Source organism: uncultured Marivirga sp. (genome assembly GCF_963974845.1).
GTDB lineage: Bacteria > Bacteroidota > Bacteroidia > Cytophagales > Cyclobacteriaceae > Marivirga > Marivirga harenae.
On record NZ_CAXBEQ010000010.1, the window covers coordinates 45,316 to 63,458 of the forward strand.

The 18,143-nt window shown below is 35.2% G+C and carries 18 protein-coding genes; 2 read left to right on the plus strand and 16 right to left on the minus strand.

Translation table 11 applies throughout. From position 1 onward, the window contains the following. Positions 1-118: 118 nt before the first annotated feature. The 7 genes from AAC601_RS17605 to AAC601_RS17635 all read right to left on the minus strand — a co-directional run bounded on the left by AAC601_RS17605 (position 119) and on the right by AAC601_RS17635 (position 6,051). Complete coding sequence (locus tag AAC601_RS17605; protein WP_340153986.1) at positions 119-958, minus strand: tetratricopeptide repeat protein; 840 nt, start codon at positions 956-958, stop codon at positions 119-121. A gap of 2 nt (positions 959-960) precedes the next feature. Then, positions 961-2,121, minus strand: a complete 1,161-nt coding sequence (locus AAC601_RS17610; RefSeq protein WP_340153987.1) for a hypothetical protein — start codon at positions 2,119-2,121, stop codon at positions 961-963. A gap of 376 nt (positions 2,122-2,497) precedes the next feature. After that, positions 2,498-2,908 carry a hypothetical protein gene (locus tag AAC601_RS17615; RefSeq protein WP_303270197.1) on the minus strand — a complete coding sequence of 137 codons (411 nt, stop codon included), beginning with the start codon at positions 2,906-2,908 and terminating at the stop codon, positions 2,498-2,500. A 251-nt stretch (positions 2,909-3,159) separates the two neighbouring features. Continuing rightward, positions 3,160-3,840 carry a hypothetical protein gene (locus tag AAC601_RS17620; RefSeq protein WP_303270198.1) on the minus strand — a complete coding sequence of 227 codons (681 nt, stop codon included), beginning with the start codon at positions 3,838-3,840 and terminating at the stop codon, positions 3,160-3,162. A 747-nt stretch (positions 3,841-4,587) separates the two neighbouring features. Next, positions 4,588-5,163, minus strand: a complete 576-nt coding sequence (locus AAC601_RS17625; protein ID WP_303270199.1) for a DUF2911 domain-containing protein — start codon at positions 5,161-5,163, stop codon at positions 4,588-4,590. A gap of 64 nt (positions 5,164-5,227) precedes the next feature. Beyond that, positions 5,228-5,383, minus strand: coding sequence for a pyridoxamine 5'-phosphate oxidase family protein (locus tag AAC601_RS17630; protein WP_303270200.1), 156 nt, complete (start codon positions 5,381-5,383; stop codon positions 5,228-5,230). 125 nt (positions 5,384-5,508) lie between these two features. Then, positions 5,509-6,051 carry a hypothetical protein gene (locus AAC601_RS17635; protein ID WP_303270201.1) on the minus strand — a complete coding sequence of 181 codons (543 nt, stop codon included), beginning with the start codon at positions 6,049-6,051 and terminating at the stop codon, positions 5,509-5,511. Between the two features lie 326 nt (positions 6,052-6,377). Here AAC601_RS17635 and AAC601_RS17640 point away from each other — a divergent pair, with 326 nt between their 5' ends. Beyond that, positions 6,378-6,839 (plus strand): hypothetical protein, encoded by a 462-nt coding sequence (locus AAC601_RS17640; RefSeq protein ID WP_303270202.1) that lies wholly within the window; start codon positions 6,378-6,380, stop codon positions 6,837-6,839. Between the two features lies 1 nt (position 6,840). Here the strand turns inward: AAC601_RS17640 and AAC601_RS17645 are convergent, their stop codons facing one another. From AAC601_RS17645 to AAC601_RS17685, 9 genes are all read right to left on the minus strand, one after another. Next, positions 6,841-7,257 (minus strand): DUF6326 family protein, encoded by a 417-nt coding sequence (locus AAC601_RS17645; protein ID WP_340153988.1) that lies wholly within the window; start codon positions 7,255-7,257, stop codon positions 6,841-6,843. Between the two features lie 115 nt (positions 7,258-7,372). Further along, positions 7,373-7,756 carry a DUF1801 domain-containing protein gene (locus tag AAC601_RS17650; RefSeq protein WP_303270204.1) on the minus strand — a complete coding sequence of 128 codons (384 nt, stop codon included), beginning with the start codon at positions 7,754-7,756 and terminating at the stop codon, positions 7,373-7,375. A gap of 34 nt (positions 7,757-7,790) precedes the next feature. Next, positions 7,791-8,342 carry a DUF4287 domain-containing protein gene (locus AAC601_RS17655; RefSeq protein ID WP_303270205.1) on the minus strand — a complete coding sequence of 184 codons (552 nt, stop codon included), beginning with the start codon at positions 8,340-8,342 and terminating at the stop codon, positions 7,791-7,793. Positions 8,343-8,362: 20 nt separating this feature from the next. After that, positions 8,363-8,785, minus strand: coding sequence for a DUF1801 domain-containing protein (locus AAC601_RS17660; protein WP_340153989.1), 423 nt, complete (start codon positions 8,783-8,785; stop codon positions 8,363-8,365). A 621-nt stretch (positions 8,786-9,406) separates the two neighbouring features. Then, positions 9,407-10,258, minus strand: a complete 852-nt coding sequence (locus tag AAC601_RS17665) for a ChaN family lipoprotein (RefSeq protein ID WP_340153990.1) — start codon at positions 10,256-10,258, stop codon at positions 9,407-9,409. A 232-nt stretch (positions 10,259-10,490) separates the two neighbouring features. After that, positions 10,491-12,287, minus strand: a complete 1,797-nt coding sequence (gene typA, locus AAC601_RS17670) for a translational GTPase TypA (protein WP_303270209.1) — start codon at positions 12,285-12,287, stop codon at positions 10,491-10,493. A 274-nt stretch (positions 12,288-12,561) separates the two neighbouring features. After that, positions 12,562-14,106 carry a S8 family serine peptidase gene (locus AAC601_RS17675; protein WP_340153991.1) on the minus strand — a complete coding sequence of 515 codons (1,545 nt, stop codon included), beginning with the start codon at positions 14,104-14,106 and terminating at the stop codon, positions 12,562-12,564. 204 nt (positions 14,107-14,310) lie between these two features. After that, positions 14,311-15,090 (minus strand): hypothetical protein, encoded by a 780-nt coding sequence (locus AAC601_RS17680; protein ID WP_303270211.1) that lies wholly within the window; start codon positions 15,088-15,090, stop codon positions 14,311-14,313. Between the two features lie 14 nt (positions 15,091-15,104). Beyond that, a complete protein-coding gene (locus AAC601_RS17685) occupies positions 15,105-16,343 on the minus strand; it encodes an ABC transporter permease (RefSeq protein ID WP_303270212.1) in 1,239 nt (412 codons plus the stop codon). Positions 16,344-16,562: 219 nt separating this feature from the next. Between AAC601_RS17685 and AAC601_RS17690 the strand changes: the two genes are divergently transcribed. Beyond that, positions 16,563-17,750, plus strand: coding sequence for an asparagine synthetase B (locus AAC601_RS17690; RefSeq protein WP_303270213.1), 1,188 nt, complete (start codon positions 16,563-16,565; stop codon positions 17,748-17,750). Positions 17,751-18,143: the final 393 nt, after the last annotated feature.

The following is an 18,143-nucleotide window of genomic DNA, read 5'->3' on the forward strand; positions in this document are numbered from 1 at the left end:
AAATATATTTGATCGAGAAAAACTGACTTCCTTGCATTTGTTCAGGATTGTTGATTTAGGTATTGTCTTGGAGGAGGATGCTCAGACCGTTATTTAAGGCCAATATTTCAAACAGTAACTAATTGTTGTCACTTGATTTCGCCAATTTTCGATCAATCATATACTCAAAGACCTCATCAAACCGCTCGATATAAGGTTCGTTCATGCTGTACTTGATGTATTTCTTTGCTAAATTGAAATTTTCAGTTGCCATCTTCTGATCGTCAAGTTTCTCATAGACTAAGCCCAATTGAAAGTATGCTTCAGTGAACTTTTTGACTGAACCTAATGATGCTTCAAAATGGCCGATTGCCTTATTATACTCTCCCAGCTCGGCATAACATCTTCCAGTGTAAAAGGAAACCAAAAAATTACCATCAAAACCCAATGCCTCCTCCTCTGCAGTAACCATTTTGAATCTTTCGATGGCTTCCTTATAATTTCCCAATTTATACAAAGCTTGTCCTTTAATTAAGCCGCAAGGTTCTCCCCAACAAGAATTATAGAAATTATTTGTAATTTTTTCAATTAAATCCACATCTCGTACAGCTCCTTCATAGTCTCGGTAATAATATAAGAGCGTCCAAGCTCTGTATTCTAGCGCATTGGACTTTCCATTTGAAATATCAATTTCAACAGCTTTATTTAAGACTTCCATAGCTTTTATATGTTCGCCCACTTTTTTATATGAATAAGAAAGTCTTTGTCTTATATCGACATTATTAGGCTGCAAAATCAAAGCGGAGTCTTTATACGCTCTATGCACTGCTGACGGTTGCAAAAAACGCTCTTCTGAAATTGTATCAAACCAGTTGCTGAGCTCTTCTTTTTCAGCTTCATTTAAAGAATCATAATCATTGACTGACTTTTGATGACAACTCCCAAATAGTAATAGTAATATTAGACTAATTATTCTCATTTTTAAGGACTTACATCTGTAATTTTACCGCGCTCAATCTTAAACATTAAAAAAGAATGTACATCCTTGAATTGAAGCCATTCTCTCTGTGATGCTGAAGGCGGGAAATCATTTAATTCACTCACTTTGTTAATGATATGCTTTACCAGTTCTATTGAGAATACGGATTCGTTAAATGATTTATCCATTAGAATCAGTCCAAAATCACCAAGATTTCCACTACAATTTATGTTAAAATGAATAATGATATATCCCGATTTCGATTCAGTTTGAGGAAGATTTTCACTTACATATTCTGCTATAAATTCATTTCCCTTATTGAAGGTCACGTCCTCATAATAATACTCACCTTGATAGCCATCATAACAATTAGCATAAGCTGCTGTGCTTTGCAATCGCCTCCGATACCCATCAATGCTTAGCGTATCTTTCTGCAAACTCAAGCTTTTGCTAACTTTTGAGGAATAATCCTCCAATTCGATGTTTTGGGAATTAAAGCCTTTCAAGCGGTAAATCAGTTGTGGATTATCATTTTCTTTTCGTAGGGAGAGAAAGTAAATTCCATCAATTTCAAAAATCTGATAGGCTTTGGTTTCATATTCGGAGATCATTTTTGAGGTCTGATAGTAGTAATTGGTTATAATGTTTACACTATCCTCTTTAAAATTGAAGCTTTGTTTGATATCTAAATCGTGATTTGGATTAGAATTATCACCTTCTTGAAGCTCATACTTCCAAATAGATTTTTGCAGGACAACACCGAGTTTTTGAAGATCAAGTTCATCTTCGACAAGCAGTTTCTGAAACTTAGCAGCATATTTTATGTTTGGTTTCCCATTGCTATATGTTCGGAAAGATATCGTATCCAGTAAATCAAAAAGAATTAAATTGCTCTCATTTTTATCTAATATTTTAAGATGCTTTTCGCCCAAAATAATTTCTCCCCCTTTTTTCATTGAATGAAGATCTGCATTATCCAGACTGGCTCCACTTGCATCAAAGAGAAAAACAGAGTCTCTAGCGTGTTTGAGTATGAAAGGATATGGGATGACTCTATCTGCTACTCTGTAGGTTCCAAGGTAGATTTCAGAATTCTTACTTTCTCTATTGCTACAACTAGTCAAACATGATATGACAATTAAAAATGAAAGACTTATTTTCATTTAACACGTATTTGAGGGAATGACAACTTACTGCTATAAATTGTAATTTGAAAATTTCTGCACTGCATATCTAAAAGGTAACGGGTTTTATTTATTGAATGAGCGGCTAAAGTAAATCCAACACATGACTACATATTAGGTCTATTTATCTGGATAGAATGACCTTTCCTAATATGTTTGCTTGTAGGAGTGTGATATAAAATACTAAACCAGCAAACGAAAGCGGACTAATAAAAAACTTTAAAAAGTGGGATTGCTATATACCTTAAATATCGTAGAGATAAACAATTCGCAGATTCTCAAATCCTTATCGATATTATTTAAATTTAGGAAATCAAAATCCATCTACCCCTTACAAGTAGGCTGAGCAGTATAATCAAATGATCTTCCCATTCTTTTCCTGATTTACATACTCATCTATAAGCACATAGAGCACTGTATTGATGAATATAAATATGATGGCACTCCAAAAACCATAAAACTGAAATAGCCAGGTGGATGACCCATAGCTATGAGCAATCAAAGTGAAAAGTAAGAAGATCTTACTCAGTTTACGAGGCAAATAATAACCTAATACCCCAATCAAGATCACCCAGATAGTAGAGATAATAAACAAACCCGAAACATGCTGCGACATAAACCAAGCGCCAATCGGATTGCCTTCCTTTGCTTTTGTTAAATCGCCTTTCCAATATCTAGGGTCTTGCCAGAAACTGGTAATGAATATATCAAAAATACTGGCCCAGAGTGATGGGATTAGGAGGAGGAGTTTTTGGTTCTTAATCATGAAAGTTGGTAGATACAGTTGATTGTTAATTTATAAAAAACGCAAGTTATGATATTAATTAAGAAAATTAATTCATGATGGAAAAGCATAAACGGAATAGGTTTAATCTTCTTTACCGACTTTGTGCATGATTTGGCTGCATAAGCTTTGCAACAAATTTTCAAATACTATCCAAGTAGATAATCTCCCAGAATTTTTTGTATTAGGGCGAAGACTAGCAATGGATTCTTATCGGTATAGCCGACAGTTTTTTAAGAATCGTTTTTATGAACGATTAGCTTTAAGACTTTTTCTGAATCTTCTAAAATCAAAATTTCATAGTTCTTCCATTCTATAATTAGTTCCTGATCGATAAGCTTGTTTAGTGACATAAATGACACGCTTTTCTGCTCACCTTCCTCTGATAATGAAATAGTATATGAATTAAGGCCAGCAGTCTGATTTCCATTTATATCTTCTGACCATTCACTAATGCAATCTTTAAACAGAATTTCAAGCTTAGCAATAACTGCTGTTTGGCCGAAATCAAGAAACATTGATTTTCCAAAATCTAATTTTTCCACTACTAAGGCAACTTCCATCTTATTAATTTTTAAAGCAAAAGAATAGTCTTGATATGATTTTGGATAGTTTGTTTGTTGATTATCAGTATACGCATTGTAGCACCAGAGAAAAGTAGAGTATTTAGTTTCATTGTTAAATACATTTAATTCTAGTTGAAAATGTGGTGAGTTGTTGTTTAGTGGTTTGGATTGAATAAATAGATTGGCAGGTTCTATAACTAATTCCTCAAATACAGTCCTAGGGTTTTTTCCAATTTTTAATGGTATTGTAATAGAACTGTTACTCATATTAGGGTCTGATTGTGCATATCCAGAGAAATGAATAAATACAAGTACAAAAATCAATAAATTAACTTCAGAAACCTTCATTTATAAATTACACTCGATCAATCATTAAAAAAGTTTATCAAATTCAAATGTAAACATATAATAAAACATTCCTGTTGTAGCCAATAAATGAATTCCAAATCCAATGAAATTTATGACTCTTACATAGATTTTATTACGAAAACCAAGTACAAAGTAGAAAGCGAATATTAAAATACAAGATTCGAGGCCTATCACTAGTAATTCCCTAATTTCAAAACGATGTTGTGTGATATTCGGGCTAGAAACAGCCAAAATAACGAATACCCCGATCACAGTAACCGCATTTAAATAAGATATCGTTAAAGTTGTTTTTTTTATTTTATACCCAATGATAATGGCGGATATGTGGCAAATCAGTGTAATCGTTAGTATTGTAGTTAGGTAGACATCATTCATAATTTAATAGCTCGCTTTCGATTAGATACGATTGTGGTAGCATCCGAATATATGCACCTTTCGTAAACATATACCATATATATTGCAGATATATTTTTCTTTTGTAGACATATATCTATTATATTTTTTTTCAAAACCTAAAAAAGCAATTCCAAATCGAAGAGTACCTTGAAGGATTCAACATTGAACTTCTAAAGTAAATCTAAAAGACAAAAATGTAAATCAATCCTCTGATTGATGCTATTTATGAAAAGTGGATATTAAATTAAGACTAGCTAAACTTGCCACAGAACAAAAAAGCCAGCATAAATGCCGGCTCTTGTATTTCAATTTACAGAATTGTAATCTCACTTATAGTTCAATGGGAACTCGTACCATGCGATCATCCCAGCCAATTAACATATGTGCTCCTGGCTCCGCTTCTTCAAACATAATACTTGTGTTTTCAATCGTATCTTCTGTCTTTTCAACAGGCACGGTAATCTGTGCTACGCTACTTGCTTCTGGTTTAAAAGCATAATGCCCCCAACCGTCTGTATCGGTACTCAAGTAAACTGTCCATTCTTCTTCCCCTAGCATGATATACATGGTATATCTACCAGCTTTCACTTTTTTTCCATCGATTTTTACATCCTGAAAAAACATCACTTCAGTTGCTTCATTAGCCCCTACTCTCCACATATTACCCGGCTTTTCTAATTCTGTGAATACAGCTCTTCCGTCTGCTTTGGGTCTGGAATACGTTACTCGAATGATCGGCTCTGCATTTTTACCTTCGTCAGTTTTCGCGAAAGCTCTTAAAGCTACTTTTGAAGGGTAGTAAGCCATATCCATTGGACTTTTATCCAAAGGAGGGAATTCTTGCGCTTGAGTGCTTATAGAAAACATAGCGAAAAGCACCAATGCGAGTGTAATTGTTTTTTTCATAATGATACATTTAAATGGTTAAGCTTTATTAAAAGGATTTACGGTCAAAAGGTTTAAAATGAACCTATAGAAAATGCCGCGTACAGTCAAAAGCCTCTTGCGCTAAAGTCATCGTCCGAGCTCGTAGTTGATCACCCCCCTCCTCTTTCGTGGTCAGCATTCCTATTTTAATATCTTTAAACAGACTCCATATTTTCTGCTTATGTTCTGGACTTGACATATGTCTTGTTTTTATTTCTACAATATATCAACAGTTCAATGCAACCAGTGCTCCGCTTTTTTTAGATTTGATTATTTATAGTAGAAAGAAATCTGAATGTGGCCTTCAGTAAACTTTTGCTTATTTCAAGACGCCTTAATTGCAAGACGTTCTTTCTGAAAAAGAAGTCCAGCAAAAATCACTTCAATTATCCCTCCTCCTATCAAGCAAATTTGAATCGACAAATTCAAGGCCGCACCAAAACCACCAAGCAAAATAAGTAATACTCCTAAAAGCCAAAATAGTTTGATGCCATACAATGTAGAGAAAAACAAATACCTTCCTCCTATAACCAACAGCATTACAGGGAAAAATAATTCCGCTTTGATCTGCAGCATAATATAACCAATAAATAAACCAATAAATAGCAGAAAAGTACTTTCTAGGGCTAAATTAGCTAAAGGGTTAGCTTTTTGGTGAGCCCCAGTTCGTTTCATTGCCTTACTCATTACGATTGACAAAGGATGAATAAGCATCCCCCCGATAAAAAAGACGATGACTGTAGTCATCAGGGAGATTGAAAAGGAAGCAATACCTGAAATCAGCCAAATAAGACCTGAAATCATGACCCCAGGAGCTCCACCAAAATAAGCATTTCTCATATCCGATTGAGCTACTGAAATATCCATATGTGTTATATTTTTCAAATGATTGTTTAGATGAAGGTAAGTAAAAATTATGTTATCAAATACCTCTGCAATTGACTTTTTTAGATGACTGTAAGATCATAAATGGATGCTGATTTAGTATTTCCTACTTTCCTTCTCCACTTTTTATACTTTCCATATCATAAGTGTATAATTTAATGAATACAAACTGATTATTAACGGCTAAATGCCAAAAAAATAAGCTCCAATTACATTTGAGCATTAATATTATTAGATAATTGGAATTACTAATCTCACAGTGATTTAATTCAAAATGACTATATTCACTTAGTATTTCTTTTGATGTTATGAGCCCAATACTGAAAAATACGTTCATTTTATTCCTACTATTATTGGTTGAGAAAGTGCAAGCACAGAAACAGGACATTTCGACTTTGAATAACAGAGAAAAATTCCCCTCAGGACTGAGTCTTTATGCCATCGGCCCCAATGCAGTTTGCTCCATTTCTTATGACCGATTTTTAACTTATCACTTGCAAGCCGAAGCGGGTATCGGTTTTATCGGTGCGCATGCAGGTTTGAAGGCTCATCTTTTGGGTGGTTCAGCAAGAAAGTGGACTCCTTACGTAGGCGTTTCAATTGCGAGATCCTTATTCCAGACAATAGGTATGGAGTATCTACCCTATTTCCCAATAGGTGTGCAATTTGCAGGAGATAATCGTTTCAATTTTGCTTTTGAAGTTGCGCCCTTGCAACTTGAATTTTATGCCTGGAATTTGGTAGGTATTAAATTTGGCTACAGGTGGTAGTTTAGTCTAAGGTTGGAGTTTTCTTAGGCCATTTCCATGCAAACCGTACAATCAAAATCGTGATCAAACTTTCCAGGAATGCAAGAAACACATAAAAGCTGTACCAAGGAGTAATGGAGCTAATCCCTATAAAAACCATCATAACAGTAAATAAGATACCAAAGAGGATATTTAATATTCTATTAAACTTAGGATTTAAAAGGACGGATAAAGCAACCATTAATGCCGGAATCGCTAGGACTACGGACGCTATCAATAATTTGCTTGGACTGTCAAGGACATTGGTACCTGTGAGAAGACTATCCACTTTATCAGGCACATATAGTTCAAAATAATCACCATACAGATAGCAGAATAATACGGAAGCCCACAGTAGGGAAAGCTTGATTTTGACATTGACCTTTGCGTTTTCTAACATACTATCCTTTAATGAAATGTAAATCTTTTAAGCAAGATGCATGTTCTTTATTAAAGGTTGCTTTCAGAAAAAATAACTCTGAATTGTATTCAAATCAGTAGTTTGAGATGGGAGACTATCCTTTCAATATTTCTTCTCTTCTAAATTTTACCATACGAGTAATCAAATCTTTAGGGAGTGGTTCGTTTAGACGGAACTGCACTGATCCTTTTCCTCGCTTATAATTTTTCAGCTCATCAGAGAACTCTTCGATAGTTGACGGAAATGGGTAAAAACCAAGGTGTTTTGCATAGCCCGCCATCATAATCTGCTGATCTCTTTTCCCTTCTGGAACCAAAGTAAAAACTGGCACTTTATAATTCATCATTTCTTTTGCATCAGGCACGGCTTCTTTGATAATCTTTCTTAATTCCTCCAATACTTTTTGCACATCATCTGGCTGACTGGCGATATAGTCATCAACAGTGGCAAAGTTTGGCATTTCTCCTTTTGTAGCCATATTAGTTTTTTTATTAATCTATTTAGTGAAAGTCTTAAATTGCGTCTTCATAGGCTAATTTCAACCAATCCAATACTTCTTGATCAATATCCTTGATTTCAGTTAGTTTTATTTTATGAGAACACATAGCATTTGGCTTTTCTGCCTCTAGTCTCCCTTTAGGTTCTTGCCCTTTCAGATTAATTCCGATTTCAAATCTTGTTTTGGTCGCGGGGTTCAATAGTGCAAACTGTTTCTTGCGTCTTAAACTCACATAAGTATTTTTAGGAGCTATTTCAACATCATTTCCAAAGGCCTTAATCTCGAAAATCAGCTTATCATAGATTGGCTTTAAATGCTCTTTACTGATATACTGTTTAACAATCAAGTCATCAGGATTTTGAGCTGAACCTGCATCTGAGCCTTTGGCTTTATGAGCAATCAAATTTGCAAATCCATGCGAGTGTCCATGCACTTCTTTAAGGAACTTCATAATTTCACCATGCTTTGCAAAATTTTTTGCATTTACGATCTCAATCCATTGCTGTAGGGTTTTGCCTGTGTTTTTGTGCAAATTATCAATCATGCTTTGTGTTGCCTTGTCCATATTTTTAGTAATTAGAGTGACTAATCATATTTTTTTTGAAGAAAGTCAATACTAGACCGCATTAAATCTTTGAGTGGTTCTTGATTGATATCTGATAGCTTTTTAACATAAATACAGGCTTTTCCCATTTTAAATTTTCCTAGATCGTTCAATAAATCATCCTGACCTGCGCAGCCAGAATAAACATACAAAGAAATAGCAGCTTTCCGGGGTGAAAATCCAATAAGTGGCCAATCGCCTTCTTGACTGCTTCTTTTAGATTTATAATGATATTGTCCGAATCCAATGATAGAGGCACCCCACATCTTCGGTTGGTGACCTGATACCTGCTCCATAAGCTTTAATAATTCATAACTATCTTTCTTCTTTTGTTCGGTATTAGAAAAAGATTCAATGAATTCGTGTACATCGCCATCATGCTGTCTTGTTTTAATTGCTGCCATTTGCTCGCTTTTTTATTGTACCATTAGTGACCTAATGCACTCCCTATTTGGACTTACTCAGGACTAATATAATAAAATTATGGCATTAAAATTATATATGACATTGACTATTTTACTGCTATAAAGATAAGTCTGACTCTAGAATATTCGGGATGCTATTTCGATCTTAACTCCCTTCGAAACTCCAGAAACTCATTGCCAGGGATTAATTAGCTTACAGAGAAAGATCATATTTAAAAAAACAATAAAAATAGATACGTAGCGCCTATTACTAACTGTATTATTGAAAAGAACTAGTGAGGCTTCTCCCGAAGTCGAATAAAGGCCATAAACAAACCATTGAATAGTTAAAAAAGTATGCTTCAAAGTTAAATAAGTTAAAGGATTACTTTTTTGAGATATTCTTGTTCGCTAAAGCACCTTAAAAAAACTACCATGGACTTGATGAGCATTGCTAAAAGAAAGAAAAGTCTTACTGAGTTAATCAAAGAAAAATAAAAAGAAGCTATACATGCAATCATGCATACTATAGCTTAGATCAAGACTCCTGATGCTCCACTATTGTAGGAGGTGCGAAGCAGACTGGGAGCTTTGAATCTCCATATAAGTGCTGAAATCTGCTTAGTATGTCGTTGTCATATCACTGTCCACACAGATAATAAAGTCAGCTTTATTGTAGTTTTCCTCTTGTAATTCACTGACATCCTTTTGAGAGACGGTTGAAATGATCCTATAATTTAAATTTTCTCTTTCCTTTTTCAAGTACCATAATATCCCCTCGTAAAAATCAGAATGATAGGCACCGTTATAGTGAATAAATAAATGATCATTTTTATAATTCTCCATTATGAAATGCGCCATGGTAGCATCTTTAATTGCCTGAGCCATCACCAAGGTAGGACTACCATGGTCTCCCATCATACTTAGGATATTTTTATAGGTCGGTAATTCACTATCAAAGGCAATCGGAAGCGGAGCTATCCACTGCTTTTCTTCTCCCGGAAGAGAATCAAGCGCTTCAAATCCCTTCTTGTATACCAAATTAGCGTATCTTCTTGGGACATTCGTAGCTATGAAGTCTAACTTCTCCTTTTTGGCAAAATCAACTAAAGGTGCATAATCTGTTTTATAGTTTGGCCAAAGCCTTGCTAGAGTATCTAATCCTTTGTACGAAATACTGTCCTTAAGATATAAATTCAGCACTTGCTGATTATCAGCTTCTAGCATTTCTGCACCCAATATCAACTGCTTCTTTTCATGAAGGTCAACTGTGAGCTCAAATTGCAGCCAGTGTGCAATTGGATTGTTGTGTAACTCTCCGAATAAAATGATGTCACTTTTTTCGAGAGATTTTAACATCTTTCTATAAGAAACTTTTTTTCCGTTAGCCTTATAAATAATAAAAGGATCTTTCTGACTGAATGCGGCAAATGAAAATAATAGAAGGTAAATACAAAGAATTGAGTTTTTCATCTTGATAGCAATTGGAGTTTAGCTTTAGCTCAAAAATAAATACAGATAAAGAAAGCAAAAAAAAATGAAAATAGGTATCTCTTAATCTGATAACCCTAAAAACATTCGCTTCATAAAGCTGTATAAGCTATAGTTTTTTACGAATCGGTAGAGTTTTTTATGTAAATACGATCAAAAAAAAAAGCCGGCATTAACCGGCTTCTTCAAGATATCATATTCTCTAAATGTACTCTTATTTAGACATTCTCTTACGCTCATTTTCGTCAAGATAGATTTTACGCATTCTGATGCTCTTGGGGGTAACTTCCAAATATTCATCTTTTTGAATAAATTCCATCGATTCTTCAAGTGAAAAATTGACTTTTGGAGCAATTCTCATGGCGTCATCAGTACCTGATTTACGCATATTGGTTAACTGCTTTCCTTTATTAATATTCACATCCAAATCATTATCTCTTGAGTGTTGCCCAATAACCTGACCTTTGTAGATCACATCACCTGGTTCAACAAAGAACACACCTCTATCTTGCAATCTATTAATCGCAAATGCTGTAGAAGGGCCCTCCTCCATTGAAATTAGAGAACCTTTGTTCCGTTCTGGAATATGACCCTTAAATGGAGCATATTCTTTAAATCTGTGATTCATTACCGCTTCACCAGCAGTAGCAGTCATCATGTTATTTCTTAAACCGATGATACCTCTTGCAGGAATGTCAAATTCCAAATGCTGAACATCACCTTTCGGCTCCATTACTAATAATTCACCTTTTCTTTGGGTTACTAGCTCAATAGCTTTACCAGAAACATCATCTGGAACATCAATAACCATATGCTCAATGGGCTCACAACGAACGCCATCAATTTCCTTAAATAATACTTGGGGCTGACCTACTTGCAATTCATAACCTTCTCTTCTCATCGTTTCGATCAGAACTGACAAGTGCAAAATGCCTCTACCGTAAACCAAAAATTTATCTTCGGACTCTGTAGACTCTACACGCAAAGCCAAGTTTTTCTCAGTCTCTTTCATCAAACGATCACGCAAATGACGAGAAGTAACGAATTTACCTTCCTTACCGAAGAATGGTGAATTATTGATAGTGAAAAGCATACTCATTGTAGGCTCATCAATAGAAATTCTTGGCAATGGCTCCGGGTTTTCAGGATCGGTAACCGTATCTCCAATATCAAAACCTTCTAAACCAATAATAGCACAAAGATCACCAGAAAATACTTCCTCCACTCTTTTTCTTGCTAAGCCTTCAAAGACATGTAATTCTTTGATTCTCATCTTCTTAACAGAACCATCTTTTTTGCAAAGTCCGATTTGCATACCTTCTTTCAAAGTACCCTGGTATAATCTTCCAATGGCTATACGCCCAACGAAGGAAGAGTAATCCAAAGACACAATCTGTAATTTCGGAACACCTTCTTTAACAGGAGCTGCAGGGATTGTTTTAATGATTTCATCCAAAAGAGGGAAAACATTATCCGTTTGCTCTTTCCAGTCAGTACTCATCCAACCGTTTTTACTTGAACCGTAAATGGTTTGAAAATCTAATTGATCTTCTGAGGCATCCAAGTTGAACATTAAATCGAAAACCTGCTCATGTACTACATCTGGTCGGCAGTTTTCTTTGTCCACTTTATTTACAACAACTATTGGCTTCAAGCCTAAGTCTAATGCTTTTCCTAAAACGAAACGAGTTTGTGGCATAGGTCCTTCAAATGCATCTACCAAAAGCAATACACCATCCGCCATTTTCAAAACACGCTCTACTTCACCTCCAAAGTCTGAGTGACCAGGAGTATCAATAATATTAATTTTAACACCATTATAAGTAACGGATACATTTTTACTCAAAATGGTAATTCCACGCTCCCTTTCCAGATCATTATTATCCAAAATTAATTCGTCTGATTCCGTTCCTTCACGAAATTCTTGACATGCATAGATAATTTTGTCGACTAAGGTAGTTTTACCGTGGTCAACGTGGGCGATAATCGCCACATTTCTAATTTCTGACATCTAAATAATATAAATAAATTAACTGATATTCAACTAGTTAACACAACATTATATAAATGATAACTAATCAAGTTGCAAAGGTAAGTAAAATAGTTTGGGTGATAATGCTTTTGCAAATAAATTAATAATAAGGTAATAGGAGATTGGAAAAGCTTCAAGCACACCACATGAAAGTGGAGAGGTTTTGAAACTATAATTAAAAGCGAACAAAAGAGGCTGTCTTATTTTTAATAAGACAGCCTCTTAAATACAGCAATTCTATTAATTATATATCTTATTGCACTGCAGTCAATGCATTTAGATTTCCATATCCAAATTCAGAATTTCTGTTTGGATAAAAATCAGAAGATTCCCTAAGCTTCTGCAAAACTTGATCACGGTTCCAACTAGGGTTTTTTGACCAAACCAGGGCTGCAATTCCAGCTGTTGTAGCCGTTGCCACGGAAGATCCACCAACTGTTGATGGTTGATTCCCACTCATAGCCACAGATAATGGGTGAGCGTCAGAACCCGCTTTTTCCATGATGACGGTAAAATCTACCTTGCTTCCTGAATGACAAGTATTACATCTTTTATATTGTCCCTCTTTTATTCCAGTAACTGCTACGGTTTCGTTCATGTTGGCAGGAAAAATAACACCAAACCAATTGGTCCAACTTGTAGAAGTACCAGCTGCGGCAAAAATCAATTTCCCTCTTCCATAAGCATAGCGAATACCATCGGCCACTTTGGAATTATTGAACACATCGCCAATAGACATGCTGATAATCTTAACATCAGATCGATTTCCAAGATAAACCAATGCTTCAGTAACTCCATCTTTTTCATTTCCACCATTCACAATAACATCACTTGTTCCCCTTACGCCAACTAGGTTTGCATTATAAGCCACGCCTACGGCAGAACCGTCATTGCTTCTTGGTGCTGCAGCAACACCAGCCATTGAGGTTCCGTGACCACATTTGTCTTCAGGTCCGTCATATCGCTTCCACCACCAAGAACCGGTTTGATAAGTTCCCTTTCTTTCAACTGTTCTATTCTGCGAATAGCCAGAATTGAATTGGCTTCCTAAATTATCTTGATCTGGAGACAATCCCGTGTCAATCATTCCAATAGTTATCCCAGAGCCTGTACTATAATTCCAAGCTTGATCAATTCCCATTTGTGGATAATTCCAAGACATTTTCGCGCCTGGTGCAATGTCTGTATATAGGCCGGCTATGTTGTAATTTGGGTCGTTGGAACATCCCGAGTCACTATAACGCTCTCCTTCACCATATTTTTGGAATTCAACTTCATAGCTTAATGGTTCCACATACCTGACATTTTCCAAAGTTCTTAATCGATTGATTACCTCAAGGTCATAAACTTTCATTTCTATAAAGGGAAGAACTTCGTGTGAGTAATTAGGCAAATCCTCATCTGTGATATTTTGTTCTCTTTTTCTTTCCATTACCGCCCGTGTTTCCTCTAAAATATCTTTTCGTGAATTAACCCAATCAGGATCCTGAACATTTATTGAAGTCATCCTTTGATTAATATTGCTTTCTCCATCGGCCAAATAGCCTACTGTCAATACACTATCAGAATGCACTAAAGCACTCCATAATTGGACATCATTGAGCTCAGACCAATTAAACTCATTTCGTTCTTCCAATGCATTTTTTATAATTGCATCAATTTCCTCTTTGGGTACAATTTTGATTTCTTGTTCTGGTTGAACATTTTCTTCCATCAGGCTAAGGTTTTCATCATCTTGCGTACAAGACCATAGTAAAGCTGAAGCCAAAAATACAGTTAATATTTTTCTTAATTCCATAGTAATTAGTTTTGGTTATAATTTATGCTGTATGCAGAGTAAATTGCAAAACTTAAATTTAACTTACAAGTGTTTGTTAGAATTAAATTTGTATTTATTCAAGAAAATGAGAATTAAAACTGGTGAAATATTAGCTTTAAAAAGAGTTAGGGTAGATATCTTACCTAATCAACCAGATGGAAATTTTGAGGTGTTGACTAATTATTACTTCTTATCAAAATACACTTCTTTGTCATCATATTTAATCATATAACGACCTTTGGGCAGCTTTTTAATATCACAGGATACGTCCTTCCCCCTTTTAATGATTCTGCTATTATTGTTATACAGTAAATAACTGACTTCCTGAGTAAATTCAATCACCCAATTGTCTTCATCGATGGCATGACTTATTTCTTCTTTATCAGAATAATAATTAAAACTTTCGGACAATTTCACCTCCATTTTTGGATCATGATATTGTACTCTGTATAGATTATCCCCTTTCACATGGTCAGGTTCTACACTATGTTGATTAATGAAAATACCGCCTTTTGTTTTGACCGTATCCAATGGCATCCATCCATCATCAGTATCCTTTTCCACTATATAAAATCCTTCAGCTGATTCTTTTGTAGTAATCCAGATAATCTGATTTTCATCTACATACACTTTTAACCAGCTAAACTTCAAATCCTCTTGGATGACTTCAGGGTTAGCTAGGGCAGGTTCGCAATTATCATGATGGACAATACGGATTACTACCCTTTCATCGGGTTCAAGTTCTTGCATATCAATCTCATATGCTGACACTTCAGGATTTTCGACAACTAACTGACCATTTAAATAGATTTGCTCAATGCAAAACCCTAATTCTTGGCCCAAATAAGGATTTCTTACAAAAACATTCTTTCCATGAAAAAAGCCTCTAAAATAGCTATCCTTTCCTGATACAGAAAAGGATACTATTTCAAATATTATTATAAGGAATAAAAACTTTCTCATGAATTTATTATCGATCATTCATATCTTAATGACTCGATAGGATCTAATTTAGAAGCTTTGAATGCGGGATAATATCCAGATAGCAGACCAACGGCAACACAAATCACAACACCTACAAACATCCATAGCCAAGGCACTATAAAACCACCTTCGCCAATAATAGCTGAAATGCCATTTCCTATCCCAATTCCTAAAATTATTCCTGCGATTCCTCCAATCTGACAAATCACAATGGCCTCCCACAAGAATTGTAATCGAATCTTTGTTGGAGAAGCCCCAATTGCTTTTCTAATCCCTATTTCACGCGTCCTTTCCGTCACGGAAACCATCATAATATTCATGAGTCCTATTGAAGCACCCAGCAAGGTGATAGCACCAATGGCAAAACCTCCAATTCTAAGATAGCCAGCGATTTCTTCCATTCTTTCGGCTAAAGATTCACTTTTTTGAATGTTGAAAGAGTTTTCCTGACCAATTCCGTCACCTCTTATTCCTCTCATCACTCCCGTTGCTTCAGCAATTCCTTGTTCCATTAAGATTGGATCAGGAACTGATACTGTAATATCATATTGTAAAGTCCGACTTGCCATTAAGGTAGATAAGCCTATAGGAATTATGACTGACTGGTCAGCTCCTCCTCCTCCCATTCCTCCTTGTTCTTTTAATACGCCAATAACTTTAAAACGAGAACCGAAAAACGAAATATCCTTGCTAATGGGATCGACATTTTCTTTGAATAGTTTTCCAACTACATTAGCACCCAAAATAACCACATTGCTATTATTCTGAATTTCCAAAGGGGCAAAATTTCTACCCTTATCAACTTCATAAGCATTTTGTATTAAATAGTTCTCATCAGAAGCATAGACTCTAATAGTGGGGGTAGTTTTTTCAGATTTGTATTTTAACTCAGCACTTCCCGTAACTCTGGTTGTTATAGAGACACTGCCTGCAAAATTATATTTATTCTTAAATTGAACTGCCTCTTTGTAGCCAATCGGCTCATATCGTTTTTCCTTCTTACCATCCGATGTACTTCTTCTTCCATCTAACCCTCTGGCCTCGATATCAAAATTATTGGCTCCCAAACCTGCCAAATTTCCACTAACTGAGTTTTGTATTCCGTCAATGGCTGTTAAAATCCCAACCAAAGCCGTGATACCAATAGCAATAATGGCCGCTGTTAAAATTGTTCTCAATCGATTGCCTTTAATCGATCTAACCCCTTCTTTAATGTTTTCCAGATAATCCAAAATCAAATAATTTTTTTGTAAATTTTAGCAATTTAATGTGATTATTCACTATATATTACATAAAAGTAATAAACTTTGATTTGAAACTCCATTAAATATATTTAGTTATATATTTATAATAAGATAATTTCAGTTTTTATGCTAAAAAAGTTCTCTTCACTAATACTACTATTTTTCCTGTTCATATTCTATGCCAAGGCCAATCAAATTTTGATCCCGATGGACAAAGAACAATCAAACCATTTAAAAGCCTATGGCTTATCGTTTTGGGTATTGGAAAAAGAAATCCCAATAGATTGGTTGTTGAACTACAGAGGGGGAAGTTTTTTAATTGAAAGCAAACAAACAATAATCAATGAATTGATCATTAGAGGGGTGTCTTATGAAATCATTTCAGATGCTAATGCCAATAGTTTATTGGATGAAATTGCCAGTCCGTCTTCCAATAAAGACGCGATGCGATTGGATAAAGTACCAAAAATTGCCGTTTATTCACCCAAGTCAAAGCAACCTTGGGATGATGCTGTTACGCTTGTCTTGACATATGCCGAAATTCCTTATGATGTTATATTTGATGATGAAATTATGACTGAGGGTCTTTCCGATTATGATTGGTTACATCTTCACCATGAAGATTTCACAGGGCAATACGGGAAATTCTACCGCAGTTATGCCAATCAGCCTTGGTATATTGAACAACAGAAAGAATATGAAGCCATGGCCAAAAAACATGGGTTTAGAAAAGTCTCTCAACTTAAGCTCGCGATCACACAGAAAATAAGAGGTTTTGTCAATAAGGGAGGTTTCCTTTTTGCCATGTGCTCTGCAACTGATACATATGATATTGCTCTTTCTGCAGCAGGGATAGATATTGCCGCCCGGATGTATGATGGAGATCCAGCTGATCCGAATGCTCAAAAAAAGTTAGACTATGAGCAAACACTGGCTTTCGAGAACTTCAAATTGGAAATGAATCCTTTGGAATATGAGTATTCAAACATCGATCAAAACCAAATTGATCGACCTGGCATCAAAGAAGGAAATGACTTCTTCACCTTATTTGAATTCTCCGCAAAATGGGATCCGATTCCGACCATGTTGACGCAGAATCATCAAAAACTTGTAAAAGGATTTATGGGGCAAACGACCGCTTACAGAAAATCATTGATTAAACCTGATGTGGTAATTCTGGGTGAAAATAATGAAATAAACGAGGCACGATATATCCACGGCATCTTTGGAAAAGGCTTTTGGACTTTTTACGGAGGTCATGACCCAGAAGATTATCAACATTTTGTGGGTGAGCCACCTACCGATTTAAATTTGCATCCTAATTCACCTGGCTATAGATTAATCTTAAATAATATTCTATTCCCTGCTGCCAAAAAGAAAAAGAAGAAGACCTAAAAATAAGTCTCCTCTGGGAGTAACTCTAATCATATATTTTATTAGATAAATACAATTATAGAGGAGTGAGCCTTGCTGGGATTGAGGAATTGGAAACTAAGAATTATGATAATTAGAATGTCTTTTACGCCTCAAATTCTTACCTCAATTTATCGGAATTTATTTTAACCATTAACCTAAATATATTCTGATTTAAATAATAAAAATAATTATCTCATGATTTACTAAATCGGTTAAAATACAGTATTTCAAATAGTTGGGATTTTTCTTGCAAATTAATTTTCAGAAAATACCTTTGCGCACTGAAAATTCAATTTAACTCTAAAAAGTACAAGAAATGAAAACTACTACTACTAAAAGCAACGCAAAAGTAAACACAGAAAAAGAACAATT

Excerpts from the sequence above, each read along its gene's own strand:
- AAC601_RS17620 (WP_303270198.1), bottom strand. The coding sequence starts at position 3,840 with ATGAAGGTTTCTGAAGTTAATTTATTGATTTTTGTACTTGTATTTATT.
- AAC601_RS17635 (WP_303270201.1), bottom strand. The coding sequence starts at position 6,051 with ATGGATATTTCAGTAGCTCAATCGGATATGAGAAATGCTTATTTTGGT.
- AAC601_RS17610 (WP_340153987.1), bottom strand. The coding sequence starts at position 2,121 with ATGAAAATAAGTCTTTCATTTTTAATTGTCATATCATGTTTGACTAGT.
- AAC601_RS17615 (WP_303270197.1), bottom strand. The coding sequence starts at position 2,908 with ATGATTAAGAACCAAAAACTCCTCCTCCTAATCCCATCACTCTGGGCC.
- AAC601_RS17665 (WP_340153990.1), bottom strand. The coding sequence starts at position 10,258 with ATGAAAAACTCAATTCTTTGTATTTACCTTCTATTATTTTCATTTGCC.
- typA (WP_303270209.1), bottom strand. The coding sequence starts at position 12,287 with ATGTCAGAAATTAGAAATGTGGCGATTATCGCCCACGTTGACCACGGT.
- AAC601_RS17625 (WP_303270199.1), bottom strand. The coding sequence starts at position 5,163 with ATGAAAAAAACAATTACACTCGCATTGGTGCTTTTCGCTATGTTTTCT.
- AAC601_RS17630 (WP_303270200.1), bottom strand. The coding sequence starts at position 5,383 with ATGTCAAGTCCAGAACATAAGCAGAAAATATGGAGTCTGTTTAAAGAT.
- AAC601_RS17650 (WP_303270204.1), bottom strand. The coding sequence starts at position 7,756 with ATGGCTACAAAAGGAGAAATGCCAAACTTTGCCACTGTTGATGACTAT.
- AAC601_RS17680 (WP_303270211.1), bottom strand. The coding sequence starts at position 15,090 with ATGAGAAAGTTTTTATTCCTTATAATAATATTTGAAATAGTATCCTTT.
- AAC601_RS17690 (WP_303270213.1), top strand. The coding sequence starts at position 16,563 with ATGGACAAAGAACAATCAAACCATTTAAAAGCCTATGGCTTATCGTTT.
- AAC601_RS17660 (WP_340153989.1), bottom strand. The coding sequence starts at position 8,785 with ATGGCAGCAATTAAAACAAGACAGCATGATGGCGATGTACACGAATTC.
- AAC601_RS17655 (WP_303270205.1), bottom strand. The coding sequence starts at position 8,342 with ATGGACAAGGCAACACAAAGCATGATTGATAATTTGCACAAAAACACA.
- AAC601_RS17645 (WP_340153988.1), bottom strand. The coding sequence starts at position 7,257 with ATGTTAGAAAACGCAAAGGTCAATGTCAAAATCAAGCTTTCCCTACTG.
- AAC601_RS17605 (WP_340153986.1), bottom strand. The coding sequence starts at position 958 with ATGAGAATAATTAGTCTAATATTACTATTACTATTTGGGAGTTGTCAT.
- AAC601_RS17675 (WP_340153991.1), bottom strand. The coding sequence starts at position 14,106 with ATGGAATTAAGAAAAATATTAACTGTATTTTTGGCTTCAGCTTTACTA.
- AAC601_RS17640 (WP_303270202.1), top strand. The coding sequence starts at position 6,378 with ATGAGCCCAATACTGAAAAATACGTTCATTTTATTCCTACTATTATTG.